We start from the raw sequence: 14,255 nt of genomic DNA on the forward strand, positions 1-14,255 counted from the left end.
GGGTGTTTTCTTCCCGGGGGTCTGGGTTTGCCACCCACGCGCATTGGGGCCCCCCCCCCGCTCCCACCGAGTTGTTAAACCCTGAATCGCGCCACCAGCTGCTGCAGCTCACCACCCAGCCGTGCCAGCTCCACCGAGGAAGCTGCGGTCTGCTGTGAGGCCGTAGAAGACTGTTCTGCCACATCGCGGACACTGAGCACGCTGCGGTTGATCGATTCGGCCACAGCACTCTGCTGCTCGGCTGCGGTGGCGATCTGCAGGTTCATTGTCTGAATGCTGGTAACCGTCTGGGTAATGGCCTGCAACTCAATGCCCGCTTCGTTGGCCAGTTGCACCGTGGTACCGACCATCTGATGGCTGCTGTGCATCATTTCAGCGGCTTTTTGTGCGCCTTGTTGCAGCGAGACGATCAACGCTTCGATCTGTGCAGTGGATTGCTGGGTGCGTTTGGCCAGCCCGCGCACCTCGTCGGCGACCACGGCGAAGCCGCGGCCGGCATCGCCCGCCCGTGCCGCTTCTATGGCTGCGTTGAGCGCCAGCAGGTTGGTCTGCTCGGCAACGGCGTTGATCACGGTCATGACGCTACTGATGCGATCGCTTTCGGCTGATAGCTGGTTGACGGCATCAGTGGAGCTGCCGATGTCGGCGGCCAGTTGGCCGATCTGGGTCAAGGCTCGCTGCACCACCAGGTTGCCCTGATTGGCCTGGCTGTTGGCCTGGCGGGTGGCTTCACTGGCTTCTTCAGCGTTGCGCGCCACTTCCTGCACCGTAGCGACCATTTCGCTCATTGCCGTGGCCACCTGGTCGGTTTCGAGCTTCTGGCTGCTGATGCCGGCGCTGGTCTGTTCAGTGATCGTCGACAGTTCTTCGGCGGCTGTGGATAACTGACGGGTGACGTTGCCAGCCTGGCCGAGCATCTCGCGCAGGTTGTTGCCGCTTTGCTCCAGCGCTTGCAGTAACTGGCCAAATTCGTCGCGACGCGGCTCGCTGGCGGTGTTGGTCAGGTCGCCTTCACCGATACGTCGGGCAATCGCCACGGCCTGACGCAACGGCTGGGTAATCTGGTGGATGATCACGGCGCTGATGGCGGCCCCCAGTACCAGGGCGCAGAACAGCAGGGCAAGCATCAACGTGCGGCTATTGCTGGACTCCTCGTTGCTCTGCTGGTTCTGCAGGCTGATCAACTGATTGATTGCCTCCAGGCCCTTATGCACCTTCTCCAGCAGTTGGTCGTGGAGCTGTGCCTGTAGCGGGCTGTTGACCACAGCCGCCTGCAACTGCTGGAACTGCTCCAGGTAGCGCTGCAGGTCTTCTCGTGTCGTGCTGAGCAGGCGTTGTGAGTCGGCGTCTGTCAGGTGCTTGAGGTTTTCATCGAGTAGTTGCCTGGTTTCCTGGTGGGCCTTGTTCAACTGGTTGGCGAAGCTGGCCTCACGGCGTTGTTCGAAGCTCAATTGCGCCGCACGCATCTCATTGAGGTTGTCGAGGATGTAATTGACCGACACCAGCCGGTCGGCGCGCTGCGTCAAGGTGTTCAGGCTGTTGATGGCAGTGACGGCGAGTAGCACCATCAGTACCAGGATGGGGGTGAAGCCAAGCAACAGTTTCATTTTCACCGAGAGGTTTTTCACCGAGGTAACTCCTGTTGTCCTGTCCATTTGGGTGCTAGCTACTTGCCAGCGTAGTCGGACATTGGCTTGGTGAGGAGCAAGTTCGATAGGCTGTCTCAGTAAGCCCCCGGTGAATGAATTCAAGATTTTTCGACCAGTGGCGTCCGGCCTCATCTACTTGATTTACTGCCCCGTTGGTGAATTTTCTGTGGTGATTGCCCCGCTGCGGTTTCAGTGACCCGCCGATGTGTTGCACAATAGGCGTTGATCGTTTTACTCAGGATTTGCAATGTCAAAATCAACCGTCTTCAGTGCGCTCGGGCTGGCCCTTGTGCTGGCGGGTGTTTCCGGCTGTTCTTCGAAGAAAGCTGCGATCTACGAACACGAGAATTTCGACGACTCGGGTACCTATTCGCGCAGCTTCCCGGTCAGCGAAGCCAGCACCTGCGAAGCGGCCCGGCGTGCCCTGCTCAGCCAGGGTTACATCATCACCAGCAGCGATGCCGGCCAGGTCAATGGCAACAAGAGTTTTCAGCAGACCGGTGAGTCGCACCTGCAGATCAGCTTCAACGTGGTCTGTGCCCGCGACAGCGGCGACGAGCAGCGCTCGACCATGTTTGCCAACGCCTTGCAGGACCGTTATGCGCTGAAAAAATCCAACACCTCGGCCAGTGTTGGCGTCGGCGTGCTGGGTTCGTTGTCGATGCCGATCGGCTCCACCGACGATTCCATGGTCAAGGTCGCCAGCGAGACCGTGACCTCGGCCAAGTTCTACGAGCGCTATTTCGCCCTGGTCGAGAGCTTCCTGCCCAAGGAGCAGAAGAAAAAGGTCTCGCTTAAGAAGTCGGTAGAGCAGCCAGCGCCAGTCCTGGGGATACCTGAAAATGCACCTGCTCCAGCACCAGCAGCGTTGGCCCCGGTTGAAGCCGCTGCACCTGCGCCTGCAGCGGTGGTCACTGAGCCGACGCCTACGCCTGATCAACAAGTACCGGTCGTCGAGGCTGCGCCAGCGCCTGTAGTCGACGACAGCGCCGGTTCCAAGCCCGTGCCACCGCCGGTCGAAGCGGCGCCGATCAATGTCGAGCAGCCCGCGCCTGCAGCGGCTGAGCCGGTGTCGAGCGTGACGCCGGCAGTACCTTCCAGCAGTCCTGAGCAGGCGCCGCAGTAAGGGCGGATAATTTTTTCATCTGCTGCTACGTTGTCTTGATAAGCGTCATTGTCATTTTTCTTTCATCGCGGCACTTTAGGCTCGATGAAGAATCAATGAAATGAATGAGAAACGACGGAGCAGACGATGGACGACTATCAGGAAGAACTACTCGAATTGCGCGCCTTTGAGCTTGACCCACCCGAGCCTGCCGAAGACGCCACCGAGCTGTAATCTCAGCCGGTACGCCGCTGACTGCGGCGAAACTCGCCCGGGGTCATGCTGTTCCAGCGCTTGAATGCGCGCTGAAAGGCCTCGGCCGAGGCAAACCCGAGCAGGTAGGCAATCTCGCCAAAGGCCAGTTCCGTGTCACGGATATAGGTCATGGCCAGGTCATGCCGGGTGTCGTTGAGAATGGCGCGAAACTGCGTGCCTTCCTCGGCGAGTTTGCGCCGCAGTGTCCAGGTCGGCAGCTGCAGGTGCCGCGCCACTTCCTCCAGATCCGGTTCCCGTCCGCCATTGAGCAGCGGCCCCAGCAAATGCGCGATGCGTTCGCCCAGGCTGCGGATGCGCGTGCGTTGTTCCAGTTCCGCCTCACATAGCTTCAACAGATGCTGCCAGGTGCTCGGGCAATGCGCCGGGTTGCGCAGCGCGAGGCTCGCTGTGCTCAAGCGCAATTGATTGGTCTGCGCGCCAAACTGTACCGGGTTGCTGCACAGCGCCAGGTAGTGGACGGCATAGGCGGGTGCTTCGAATTCGATGTCTACCCGTTCGGCCACCAGATTGATGCCGACAAGGCTCGACAACTGTGCCAGCCAGCCGGACAGCACGGAGTCCACGACAAAGCGATTGTAGGCGTTGTAAGGGCTGATGGAATAGAACCGCAACCAGGCACCGCTGCCGTCCTCATGAAAGCTTGAATGGCCGCGGTAGTTGGCGGCATACAACGGCTCGAAACGCAGCAAAGTACGCGCCGCATCACCGACGGTGGGGGCCTGAGCTGCAGTGACGCCGGCCAGTCCGGCCTGGTTCAGGCGACTGACACGGCCCATGTGCAGGCCCAGCGCCGGGTCAGCGGTCAGTTCGATGGCGGCGTGGCCCAGGTGCATGTAGCGCGGGATGGACAGGCGCGCACCCGCCTGCGCCAGGCGTGCAGAGTCCAGGCCGTAGCGCTCCAGCAGCGCTGTGGGCTCGATACCACGTTCCTGGAGGGTTTCACTGAGGGGCTGGATGAAACCGACTGACAGGTCCCCGAGGCGCATCCGTGGGCGGTTCATGGCCGAGCTACAGCCACAGGTTGAGCAAGCGCGCGCCTGTGGCGCTGTTGCCGTTGAAAGTCAGGCCGGCACGATTGGCAAAACCCTGGCCTTCGGCGACCACGTCCCAGAAGCGCCCGCGCAGGAACACGCTCATGCTGCGCATGTCAGTGGGGTTGGCATGGAGAGTCAGTGTGTGCCAGGCCTGGGCTTCGCTGACTTCGCCGGGCTTGAATGGCAGGGTGGCGGCCAAGGGCTGATGACGGTTACCGCGCCAGGGGCCGTTCCAGCTGTCCTTGCCACCCAGGAACACCGGGTTGGCGAGAATCTGCGCCGACTGGTTGGCCAGCTGTTGCTGATTGCTGGGGTACCAGCTGTCGCTGCCGATCAGCACGCCCAGGCGACCGGCTGGGGTTTGCAGTACTTGCGGTGGCTGGTCGGTGCCGCTGTCGATATAGCGGCGCACGTCGCTGTCCGGGTGTTGTTGACGCTGCGGCTGGCCGAGCACTGAACCGTCGCCGGCGAATACCAGGCTGCTGTTGTACAGGGCGCCCGATCCGACCTTGAGGATGCCGTGTTCGACATAAGGCGAGGGCAGGACAATCGAGCCCGCCACCAGGGTCACGCCGAACTCTTTCGCCAGACCGCCGAACACCTGCTGATAGTCGCTGGCCATCTGCTGCGCTTTCATGCGCAGGTGAGCATCGGCGCGGCGGTCATCACCTTCGGCGGCGAGCATGGCCAGGCCGTAGCGGATCGGATTGCTCAACTCCAGCCATTGCCAGGCCTCACGGCGTTGGGTGACCTGGTACAGCTGGTTTTTCTCACCCCGAGCCCAGAGCCAGGTGCCGATGTGCTCAGGCAGGATGACAATTGTTCGGGAGTTGATCAGGCCTTGGGCGCGGGCCTGCTCCAGATAGGCGGCCAGCTTGCGGTGCAGGCGCTGCAAATTCTGGTAGTCACCGGGAAACAGCTGCGGCTCGACCCCCAGCAAGTTGCCGTGGTCGGCAGGAACGCCCTCGTTCATGGCCAGCTCGATGCGCAGGTCGGACAGGTAATGCCCCGTCGGCCGTTGCTCGGTCCAGAACCCGTAGCCACAGAGCGCAGCAATGACCACCAGCGCCAGGGCGCTTAAGAGAAGTTTTCGCATGAAGCAGCACAGCGCCAACAAGGGATTCGGCCATTAGGGTAGACCCCCGGTGCATTAGGATCAATAACTTGTCACTTTCGGTCATTGAGCCTTGTAGCCCAGCTCTTTAATGTCGGCCTCAGATAACTGACGGGCCCCGCCACCCAGGCGAGGTGCCCGCATCCCGTGATTACGCCTGTTGTGGAGTTCACTATGGCCGCCGCTCGTTACCCGCATTTGCTCGCCCCGCTGGACCTGGGCTTTACCACCTTGCGCAACCGCACCCTGATGGGTTCGATGCACACGGGCCTGGAAGAGAAACCCGGTGGTTTCGAGCGCATGGCGGCCTACTTTGCCGAGCGTGCCCGTGGCGGTGTTGGCCTGATGGTCACCGGCGGTATCGGTCCGAACGTGGAGGGCGGGGTGTACTCCGGCGCGGCCAAACTGAGCACCCCTGAGGAAGCGGAAAAACACCGCATCGTTACCCAGGCCGTGCACGAGGCGGGTGGCAAGATCTGCATGCAGATTCTCCACGCCGGTCGTTATGCCTACAGCCCCAAGTCGGTGGCGCCAAGCGCCATCCAGGCGCCGATCAACCCGTTCAAGCCGCGTGAGCTGGACGAAGAGGGCATCGAAAAGCAGATCCAGGACTTCGTCAATTGCTCGTTGCTGGCACAAAGCGCCGAGTACGACGGTGTCGAAATCATGGGTTCGGAAGGCTACTTCATCAACCAGTTCCTCGCCGCCCACACCAACCAGCGCACCGACCGCTGGGGCGGCAGCTATGAGAACCGTATGCGCCTGGCGGTGGAAATCGTCAGCCGTGTGCGTGAGGCTGTCGGCCCGAACTTCATCATTATCTTTCGCCTGTCGATGCTCGACCTGATCGAAGGCGGCAGTAACTGGGAAGAGATCGTGCAACTGGCCCAGGCCATTGAAAAGGCCGGTGCGACCATTATCAACACCGGTATCGGCTGGCACGAAGCGCGGATCCCGACCATTGCCACCAAGGTGCCGCGAGCGGCCTTCAGCAAGGTTACCGCCAAGCTGCGTGGCGCCGTGCAGATCCCGTTGATCACCACCAACCGGATCAACACGCCTGAGGTGGCCGAACAGATCCTCGCCGAAGGCGATGCCGACATGGTCTCCATGGCGCGTCCGTTCCTTGCAGACCCCGACTTCGTCAACAAGGCCGCGGCGGGCCGTGGTGACGAGATCAACACCTGTATCGGCTGCAACCAGGCCTGCCTGGACCACACCTTTGGCGGCAAGCTGACCAGTTGCCTGGTCAACCCGCGGGCCTGCCATGAAACCGAGCTCAATTACTTGCCGGTCACCCAGGTCAAGCAGATCGCCGTGGTCGGTGCCGGCCCTGCCGGGCTCGCTGCTGCGACCGTGGCTGCCGAACGAGGTCACCAGGTGACCCTGTTTGACTCGGCCAGCGAAATCGGTGGTCAGTTCAACGTGGCCAAGCGTGTACCGGGCAAAGAAGAGTTCTATGAAACCCTGCGCTACTTCAAGCGCAAGCTGCAGACCACCGGCGTCGAGCTGTGTCTGAATACGCGTGTCGATGTCGAGCAACTGGCGGTGGGCGGTTTTGATGAAATCATCCTGGCCACTGGCATCGCTCCGCGTCTGCCGGCGATTCCCGGGATCGAGCACAGCAAGGTGCTGAGCTACCTGGACGTGTTGCTTGAGCGCAAGCCAGTGGGCCAGAAAGTGGCGGTGATCGGTGCCGGTGGTATCGGTTTCGACGTCTCCGAGTTCCTCGTCCACCAGGGCAAGGCCACCAGCCAGGACCGCGAAGCATTCTGGAAGGAGTGGGGTATCGATACCGCACTGGAGGCCCGCGGCGGGGTGGCTGGCATCAAGCCTGAACCTCATGCACCGGCGCGTCAGGTGTTCCTCCTGCAGCGCAAGAAATCCAAGGTCGGTGATGGCCTGGGCAAGACCACTGGCTGGATTCACCGCACGGGCCTGAAGAACAAGCAGGTACAGATGCTCAACAGCGTCGAATACCTGGGTATCGATGATGCAGGCCTGCACATCCGTATCGCCGAGGGCGAGCCGCAGGTGTTGCCTGTCGACAATGTGGTGATCTGTGCCGGCCAGGACCCGCTGCGCGAGCTGCAGGATGGATTGCTGGCTGCCGGCCAGTCCGTGCACCTGATCGGTGGCGCTGATGTGGCTGCCGAGCTGGATGCCAAGCGGGCGATCAACCAGGGTTCGCGCCTGGCCGCTGAGCTCTGAGTGCTGCGCGCGGCGGGATGCTCATCCCGCCGCGCTGTTAGACTGCTGTTTCCCTGCGGCAGTGATCTTGTACATGAGCGGTTTTGACACACTTCCCATCGCCCCCCTGCAGCGCCTGGAGTTGAACTGGTTACGCCCGTTCGGCGTCGAGCTGGCGCTGCTGCGCCTGGACCTGATTGACCCGCTGATCAGCGGCAACAAGTGGTTCAAACTTCTTGAACACCTGCGTTTGGCCAGACAACTGGGCGCCCCCGGCGTCATCAGCCTGGGCGGCGCGCATTCCAATCACCTGCACGCGCTGGCAGCGGCCGGAAAACGCTTCGGCTTTGCTACCGCAGGCCTGTTGCGCGGCCATCCGCAGGACACCCCCACCGTTCGTGACCTGCAAGACTTCGGCATGCACCTGCACTGGCTGGGGTATGGCGGCTATCGCGCGCGTCACCAACCGGACTTCTGGTTGCCCTGGCAAGCGCAGTACCCGGGTTGGCACTGTGTGCCCGAAGGGGGTGGCGGCGCGCTGGGCGCCAAAGGCTGTGCCTTGATCGTTGAACAGGCGCGGGCACAATTGGCGGCGTTGGGCTGGCTGGACTATGACGCCTGGTGGCTGGCAGCGGGAACCGGCACTACCCTGGCGGGGCTGGTGTTGGCAGAAAGAGGTGAACATCAGGTCCACGGCGCGTTGGCGGTACCGCTCGACCATGGCGTACCGGCCCAGGTCGAAGCCTTGGCCGGGGCTGATGGATACCGCTTGTACGATGCCAGTCGTGGAGGTTTTGCCAAGGTCGATGAGGCGCTGCTGGCGTTTATCGCCGCCTGCGAAGCCGAGTCCGGCGTGCCACTGGAGCCGCTTTACACCGGAAAAGCCCTGCTGGCGCTACGCGAGCAGGTTGAAGCCGGTGCTTTCACCCCCGGCACTCGCCTGATCTTCCTGCACAGCGGCGGCCTGCAGGGCCGCCGCGGTTTTGCCTAGTTGTTGCGTGGCAGCATGCGCACCAGGGTGTTATCCCGCTGTACATAGTGATGATAGAGCCCGGCCAGGGCATGCAGGCCGATCAGCCAGTAACCCCAGCTGCCGATGCGTTCGTGCCAGCCCTTGATGAATTTGGCCATGTCCGGGTCCGGCGCGATCAGCGCGGGCAGCTCAAAGCCATAGAAGGGAATCGGTTTGTTGGCCGCGCTGAGAATCAGCCAGCCGGCCAGCGGCAGGCCGATCATCAGCAGGTACAAGGCCAGATGCATCAGGTGCGCAAGGCCGGTCTGCCAGGCCGGAGGGGCCGGGACGATCGGCGGCGCCGGCCGGCCCAGGCGCAGCGCCAGACGCAGCCAGACCAGCACGAATACCGTCAGGCCGAGCATGAAATGCAGGTCTTTCATCAGGTTGCGCTCGACGCTGTCCTTGGGAAACAGTCCGCGCAGTTCGATCAGCGCATACACCGCCGCCAACAGCACCAGCATCAACCAGTGCAAGGTAATCGACAGGCCGCCATAGCGAGCCGGGGGAGTCTTCAGGGTCATGGTCATTCCTCGTGATCAGGTCTGGATCCGCGCTCTTTTGGCGCAGTGATATCACTGTAATCGGCGGGCAGCTGATTACTTGCTTATTGCAACAAATAATTGCCAACACCACATTGATCTGTCGCTAGAATCCGCCGTTTCGCCCACTTTTATTTCCAAGGCTTCTGTAATGCTGATGGCGTCGCTGATTTTCCTCCTGACCATTACCCTGGTGATCTGGCAACCCCGGGGCCTGGGGGTTGGCTGGAGTGCAACGGGGGGGGCCTTGCTGGCATTGCTCAGCGGCGTGGTGCAGTGGGGCGATATCCCGGTGGTCTGGCAGATCATCTGGAATGCCACCGGCACCTTCATTGCACTGATCATCATCAGCCTGTTGCTCGATGCTGCCGGCTTCTTTGCCTGGGCGGCGCTGCATGTGGCGCGCTGGGGGCGGGGCAGTGGGCGACGGTTGTTCTGTTACATCGTGCTGCTCGGGGCGCTGGTTTCGGCGTTGTTCGCCAATGACGGGGCGGCCTTGATCCTCACACCGATTGTGGTGGCCATGCTCCTGGCCTTGCGCTTCAGTCCCGCGGCGACTTTGGCCTTTGTCATGGCTGCAGGCTTTATCGCCGATACCGCAAGCTTGCCGCTGGTGGTGTCGAACCTGGTCAACATCGTTTCGGCGGACTTCTTCGGCATCGGTTTCAACCGCTATGCCGCGGTGATGCTGCCGGTCAACCTGGTCAGCGTGGCGGCAACCCTGGCGGTGCTGCTGTGGTATTTCCGCCGCGATATCCCGGCCGACTACGACCCGCTGCAACTGGATCGCCCGCGTAGCGTCGTGCACGACCCGGCGACCTTCGTTGCCGGCTGGTTGGTGCTGGCGATCCTGCTGATCGGCTGCTTTGCCCTGGAGCCGCTGGGTATCCCCATCAGTGCAATCTCGGCGGTGTGTGCCGCAGTCCTGCTGCTGGTGGCCGCGCGCGGGCACAAGATATCCACACGCAAGGTGCTCAAGGAGGCGCCCTGGCATATCGTGGTGTTCTCCTTGGGCATGTACCTGGTGGTCTATGGCTTGCGCAACGCGGGGCTGACCGATTACTTGGCCGGCTGGCTCGATGATTTCGCCGCAGGCGGAGTGTGGGGCGCCGCGATGGGTACGGGGTTGCTGGCGGCATTGCTGTCGTCGGTGATGAACAACTTGCCGACCGTGCTGATTGGCGCGCTGTCGATTGACGCCAGTTCCGCCAGCGGTGTGGTCAAGGAAGCGATGATCTACGCCAACGTGATCGGCAGCGACCTGGGACCGAAGATCACCCCGATTGGCAGCCTGGCCACCTTGTTGTGGTTGCATGTGCTGGAGCGCAAAGGGTTGAAGATTGGTTGGGGCTACTACTTCAAGGTCGGGATTGTGCTGACCGTGCCGGTGTTGCTGCTGACCTTGGCGGCGTTGGCGCTGCGTTTGAGCTTGGGGTAGTGGTGGATTTGATCGCGGGGCAAGCCCGCTCTCACAGGAGCAGTGCAGAACCGGTGGGAGCGGGCTTGCCCCGCGATCAACTGCAGTCACCCCGATAAATTCGGCCACACATCAGACACCAGAAACACCCGCTGCGCTTCCTCCCAGTCTCCGTCCAGGCCTTCGACCAAACGCACCAGCAGCTGTGCAGGTGCCAGCGGATCAAGCTCCTGCAACCAGGCACTAAAGCGTGCCTGAATCCAACGCTCCTCAGGCATACACCGCGCCGGCGCCAGCCAGGCCTGGCGCGGCAACGGCTGCCAGCATCCAGGGTTTTGCTCGACAAAGCCCTGCCAATCCCGCTGATGCAACCACTGTCCACGCAAATGCTGTGGGTGTGAGCCCTCGGGTGAATCGGCATGACCGGGCCAGGGATAGAACAGGTAGCCCGCGAGCCAGAGCTGGGCACTGAACTGCTCGATATCCAGTGCGGCCAGGGCTTCGCGGCTCTCTGCCCGGGCGGAAATTGGCAGTTGGTGACCGGTCAGATGCGCCAGCTTGCGGTCCAGGCGGTCATGGCAGCCTGGGCCGAGCCAGTGCGCCGGATCCTTGCCATCGCCGCCGGGTGGCCCCAGATAAAGCTTGATGGCCAGTTCCAGGTGATGCACGCCTTCAGCATCGCGCAGCAGAATATCCAGCTCACCCAGGGTGTGGCCACCGGTACGGATCGGCAGATTGGCGGCCAGCAACTCGACCCCTGGGGCCTGCTGCAAGGCAAACTGCCAGAGACGTTCGTAGTACAGACCCAGGCGCCGGGTGGTGACTAGATTCAACCAGTGATCCAGTGCGCTGCGGTCGCGATCAAGGGCATGCAGCCACTGATGCAGACGCCCGGGGTGCGCGACCCAGTCGCTGGCAGCCAGCGGATGACGCTGGGGCCAGGGCGTGTCGTGGAGCATCGGTGGCGCGAGGATGACCCAGGCCAGGTCGCGCACTTGGGGCTGGCGCAACTGGCGGGGCAGGTCGATCAGGCCGGGAAAAGGGTTCATCCAGCGAGCATAGTCCCTAAGCCCCGGGCCTTGGCGATTTTCTCCGGTGTTTGCCGCTACCCGGCGCTTTCGCCCATAATCGAACTCTTTGGCGAACCTCGCCTCTTTACCCGCCGTAGTGCCTAGCAGGAGCCCCATGGAGCAATTTCGCAATATCGGTATCATCGGTCGCCTTGGCAGCTCCCAAGTGCTCGATACTATTCGCCGACTGAAAAAATTCCTGCTGCAACGGCATCTGCACGTCATCCTCGAAGACACTATCGCCGAAGTCCTGCCCGGCCACGGCCTGCAGACCTCATCGCGCAAGCTGTTGGGCGAGGTCTGCGACCTGGTCATCGTCGTCGGCGGCGATGGCAGTCTGCTCGGCGCCGCCCGTGCGCTGGCCAAGCACAACACGCCAGTGCTGGGGATCAACCGCGGCAGCCTGGGCTTTCTCACCGATATCCGCCCTGACGAGCTGGAGGTAAAGGTCGCCGAAGTGCTCGACGGTCATTACCTGGTGGAAAACCGCTTTCTGCTGCAGGCCGAAGTACGCCGTCATGCCGAAGCCATCGGTCAGGGCGATGCGCTCAACGATGTGGTGCTGCACCCGGGCAAGTCGACGCGGATGATCGAGTTCGAAATCTACATCGATGGCCAGTTCGTCTGCAGCCAGAAGGCCGACGGCCTGATCGTCGCGACCCCGACCGGTTCGACCGCCTACGCGCTGTCGGCGGGCGGGCCGATCATGCACCCGAAACTCGACGCCATCGTCATCGTGCCCATGTATCCGCACACCCTGTCCGGACGGCCGATTGTGGTCGATGGCAACAGTGAGCTGAAGATCGTGGTGTCCAAGGACCTGCAGATCTATCCGCAGATTTCCTGTGACGGCCAGAACCACTTCACCTGCGCGCCGGGCGATACCATCACGGTGAACAAGAAGCCGCAGAAGCTGCGCCTGATCCATCCGCTGGACCACAATTACTACGAGGTCTGCCGGACCAAACTCGGTTGGGGCAGCCGCCTGGGTGGTGGAGGCGAGTGATGCTCGATCCAGCCCGTAGTTACGACCTGATTGGTGACGTGCACGGCTGTGCGCACACCCTCGAACGCCTGCTCGATGCCCTCGGCTACAAACGCCAGGGCGGGGTCTGGCGCCATGCCCAGCGCCAGGCACTGTTCCTTGGCGATATCATCGACCGCGGCCCGCGGATCCGCGAGGCGCTGCATATCGTCCATGACATGGTCGATGCCGGCCAGGCCCGCTGCATCATGGGCAATCACGAGTACAACGCCCTGGGCTGGAACACCCCGGCCTTGCCCGAGAGCGGCAAGCAGTTCGTGCGCGAGCACAACCCGCGCCACGGCCGCCTGATCTACGAAACCCTGACCCAGTTCGAGAACCATCCAGGTGACTGGCACGATTTTCTCGAATGGTTCTACGAGCTACCGCTGTTTCTCGATGCCGGGCGTTTCCGCCTGGTCCACGCCTGCTGGGATCCACGATTGATCGGGGAGTTGCGCAAGCATCACCCCGATGGCTGTATCGACGAGCATTTCATTCAGGCCTCTGCGGAGCCCGACAGTTTTGCCGCGACCGTGTGCAACCGTTTGCTGCGGGGCACCGACATGCGCCTGCCGGACGGTCTGACCCTGACCGGAGGCGACGGTCTGACCCGCGCCTTCTTCCGCACCAAGTTCTGGGAAGAAGACCCGCAAACCTACGGCGATATCGTCTTCCAGCCCGATGCCTTGCCCGAGAAGGTTGCCAGTACGCCGCTCAGTCACACTCAGAAGAACGCCTTGCTGCGTTACGGCGAAGATGAGCCGATGTTGTTCGTCGGCCATTACTGGCGCAGTGGCAAACCGGCACCGATTCGCTCCAACCTGGCCTGCCTGGATTACAGTGCAGTGCTGTATGGCAAGCTGGTCGCATACCGTCTTGATGATGAAACCCGAATCGACCCGCGCAAATTCGTCTGGGTCGATGTGGACCGGCCGGAGGCCAGCCAATGAGTGCAGTGGTGGTGTTACGCATGCCCTTGAACATTGACCTGAGTGGCTTTGTCGGGCTGCTGCGGCGCCTGCAGGTGCCCCATCGGGTCAGCGAGGAGGGCGGCGAACAGGTGCTCTGGGTGGCGGAAAACCTCGCCGAGGATGTCCGCGACCTGTACCAGCGCTTTCCCGAGGGCGATGCCGACTTCCAGTTGCCGGCCGATACCGCGCTGGCGCCACCGGCAAGGCCATCCATCGCGGAACAGCTGCGGACCAGCAAAGCCACGGCAGTGGTGCTGCTGTTGTGCCTGATCGTGGCTGGGCTGACCGGGCTTGGGGACAACTTTGCCACCCTGAGCTGGCTGACCTTTCTCGATTTTCGCGTGCAGGGCGACTACCTGTATTTCACCCCGCTGGCCGCAAGCCTGGCAGACGGCCAATGGTGGCGCCTGTTCACGCCGATGCTGGTGCATTTCGGCATCCTCCACCTGGCCATGAACGCCCTGTGGTACTGGGAACTGGGCCGGCGCATCGAGCTGCGCCAGGGGCCCTGGTCGCTGCTGAGCCTGACCCTGCTGTTCAGCCTGGTATCCAACGTCGCGCAGTACCTGTTCGGCGGACCGAGTCTGTTCGGCGGCCTGTCGGGCGTGCTTTACGGGCTGCTCGGGCATCTCTGGGTGTACCAATGGCTGGCGCCCAATGCGGTCTATCGCATGCCGCGTGGGGTATTGGTAATGATGCTGGTCTGGCTGCTGCTGTGCCTGTCCGGACTGGTCAGCCTGCTGGGCTTCGGCCAGATCGCCAACGCCGCCCACGTCGGCGGGTTGTTGGTCGGTTGCCTTAGCGGGCTCTTGGGCGGGGCGTTGGCCCGGCGTAAACTGACGATTTGA

The 14,255-nt window shown here is 62.3% G+C and carries 12 protein-coding genes; 7 read left to right on the forward strand and 5 right to left on the reverse strand.

The window, feature by feature from the left end; translation table 11 throughout:
* Window positions 1-74: 74 nt before the first annotated feature.
* Window positions 75-1,628: a methyl-accepting chemotaxis protein gene (locus tag ACO6VD_RS01610; protein ID WP_422416557.1), complete on the reverse strand. Its 1,554-nt coding sequence runs from the start codon at window positions 1,626-1,628 to the stop codon at window positions 75-77.
* 268 nt (window positions 1,629-1,896) lie between these two features.
* Here ACO6VD_RS01610 and ACO6VD_RS01615 point away from each other — a divergent pair, with 268 nt between their 5' ends.
* Window positions 1,897-2,775 carry a DUF2242 domain-containing protein gene (locus tag ACO6VD_RS01615; RefSeq protein WP_422416559.1) on the forward strand — a complete coding sequence of 293 codons (879 nt, stop codon included), beginning with the start codon at window positions 1,897-1,899 and terminating at the stop codon, window positions 2,773-2,775.
* A 215-nt stretch (window positions 2,776-2,990) separates the two neighbouring features.
* Here ACO6VD_RS01615 and ACO6VD_RS01620 read toward each other — a convergent pair whose 3' ends face one another.
* Window positions 2,991-4,031, reverse strand: coding sequence for an AraC family transcriptional regulator (locus ACO6VD_RS01620; protein ID WP_422416561.1), 1,041 nt, complete (start codon window positions 4,029-4,031; stop codon window positions 2,991-2,993).
* 7 nt (window positions 4,032-4,038) lie between these two features.
* Window positions 4,039-5,160: a nitrilase-related carbon-nitrogen hydrolase gene (locus tag ACO6VD_RS01625; protein WP_422416564.1), complete on the reverse strand. Its 1,122-nt coding sequence runs from the start codon at window positions 5,158-5,160 to the stop codon at window positions 4,039-4,041.
* A gap of 192 nt (window positions 5,161-5,352) precedes the next feature.
* Between ACO6VD_RS01625 and ACO6VD_RS01630 the strand changes: the two genes are divergently transcribed.
* Window positions 5,353-7,389, forward strand: coding sequence for an FAD-dependent oxidoreductase (locus ACO6VD_RS01630; protein WP_422416566.1), 2,037 nt, complete (start codon window positions 5,353-5,355; stop codon window positions 7,387-7,389).
* A gap of 73 nt (window positions 7,390-7,462) precedes the next feature.
* The gene (locus ACO6VD_RS01635) at window positions 7,463-8,359 is read left to right on the forward strand and encodes a 1-aminocyclopropane-1-carboxylate deaminase/D-cysteine desulfhydrase (protein WP_422416568.1); all 897 of its coding nucleotides are present in this window, start codon (window positions 7,463-7,465) and stop codon (window positions 8,357-8,359) included.
* On the opposite strand, the gene ACO6VD_RS01640 is transcribed toward ACO6VD_RS01635, so the two are convergent.
* The gene (locus tag ACO6VD_RS01640; protein WP_422416570.1) at window positions 8,356-8,904 is read right to left on the reverse strand and encodes a cytochrome b; all 549 of its coding nucleotides are present in this window, start codon (window positions 8,902-8,904) and stop codon (window positions 8,356-8,358) included. The two genes, ACO6VD_RS01635 and ACO6VD_RS01640, sit on opposite strands and share 4 nt — an antisense overlap.
* 169 nt (window positions 8,905-9,073) lie before the next feature.
* On the opposite strand from ACO6VD_RS01640, the gene ACO6VD_RS01645 reads away from it, so the two are divergent.
* On the forward strand, window positions 9,074-10,360 hold the full coding sequence (locus ACO6VD_RS01645) for an arsenic transporter (protein ID WP_422416572.1): 1,287 nt from the start codon (window positions 9,074-9,076) through the stop codon (window positions 10,358-10,360).
* A gap of 86 nt (window positions 10,361-10,446) precedes the next feature.
* Here the strand turns inward: ACO6VD_RS01645 and ACO6VD_RS01650 are convergent, their stop codons facing one another.
* Complete coding sequence (locus tag ACO6VD_RS01650) at window positions 10,447-11,388, reverse strand: DUF1853 family protein (RefSeq protein WP_422416574.1); 942 nt, start codon at window positions 11,386-11,388, stop codon at window positions 10,447-10,449.
* Between the two features lie 136 nt (window positions 11,389-11,524).
* On the opposite strand from ACO6VD_RS01650, the gene ACO6VD_RS01655 reads away from it, so the two are divergent.
* From ACO6VD_RS01655 to ACO6VD_RS01665, 3 genes are read left to right on the forward strand one after another with little or no spacing between them, the layout of a single operon-like run.
* The gene (locus ACO6VD_RS01655) at window positions 11,525-12,415 is read left to right on the forward strand and encodes an NAD(+) kinase (RefSeq protein WP_028945842.1); all 891 of its coding nucleotides are present in this window, start codon (window positions 11,525-11,527) and stop codon (window positions 12,413-12,415) included.
* Window positions 12,412-13,386 carry a metallophosphoesterase gene (locus ACO6VD_RS01660; RefSeq protein WP_422416576.1) on the forward strand — a complete coding sequence of 325 codons (975 nt, stop codon included), beginning with the start codon at window positions 12,412-12,414 and terminating at the stop codon, window positions 13,384-13,386. Before ACO6VD_RS01655 ends, ACO6VD_RS01660 begins: the two co-directional genes overlap by 4 nt.
* Window positions 13,383-14,255, forward strand: coding sequence for a rhomboid family intramembrane serine protease (locus ACO6VD_RS01665; RefSeq protein WP_422416578.1), 873 nt, complete (start codon window positions 13,383-13,385; stop codon window positions 14,253-14,255). Before ACO6VD_RS01660 ends, ACO6VD_RS01665 begins: the two co-directional genes overlap by 4 nt.

This window comes from Pseudomonas sp. GZD-222 (assembly GCF_049310525.1).
Classification (GTDB): Bacteria; Pseudomonadota; Gammaproteobacteria; order Pseudomonadales; family Pseudomonadaceae; genus Aquipseudomonas.

What these genes read in the sequence shown, in the direction of transcription:
- ACO6VD_RS01620 (WP_422416561.1), bottom strand. Translation starts at nt 4,031, where the DNA reads ATGAACCGCCCACGGATGCGCCTCGGGGACCTGTCAGTCGGTTTCATC.
- ACO6VD_RS01650 (WP_422416574.1), bottom strand. Translation starts at nt 11,388, where the DNA reads ATGAACCCTTTTCCCGGCCTGATCGACCTGCCCCGCCAGTTGCGCCAG.
- ACO6VD_RS01655 (WP_028945842.1), top strand. Translation starts at nt 11,525, where the DNA reads ATGGAGCAATTTCGCAATATCGGTATCATCGGTCGCCTTGGCAGCTCC.
- ACO6VD_RS01640 (WP_422416570.1), bottom strand. Translation starts at nt 8,904, where the DNA reads ATGACCCTGAAGACTCCCCCGGCTCGCTATGGCGGCCTGTCGATTACC.
- ACO6VD_RS01635 (WP_422416568.1), top strand. Translation starts at nt 7,463, where the DNA reads ATGAGCGGTTTTGACACACTTCCCATCGCCCCCCTGCAGCGCCTGGAG.
- ACO6VD_RS01630 (WP_422416566.1), top strand. Translation starts at nt 5,353, where the DNA reads ATGGCCGCCGCTCGTTACCCGCATTTGCTCGCCCCGCTGGACCTGGGC.
- ACO6VD_RS01665 (WP_422416578.1), top strand. Translation starts at nt 13,383, where the DNA reads ATGAGTGCAGTGGTGGTGTTACGCATGCCCTTGAACATTGACCTGAGT.
- ACO6VD_RS01625 (WP_422416564.1), bottom strand. Translation starts at nt 5,160, where the DNA reads ATGCGAAAACTTCTCTTAAGCGCCCTGGCGCTGGTGGTCATTGCTGCG.
- ACO6VD_RS01645 (WP_422416572.1), top strand. Translation starts at nt 9,074, where the DNA reads ATGCTGATGGCGTCGCTGATTTTCCTCCTGACCATTACCCTGGTGATC.
- ACO6VD_RS01615 (WP_422416559.1), top strand. Translation starts at nt 1,897, where the DNA reads ATGTCAAAATCAACCGTCTTCAGTGCGCTCGGGCTGGCCCTTGTGCTG.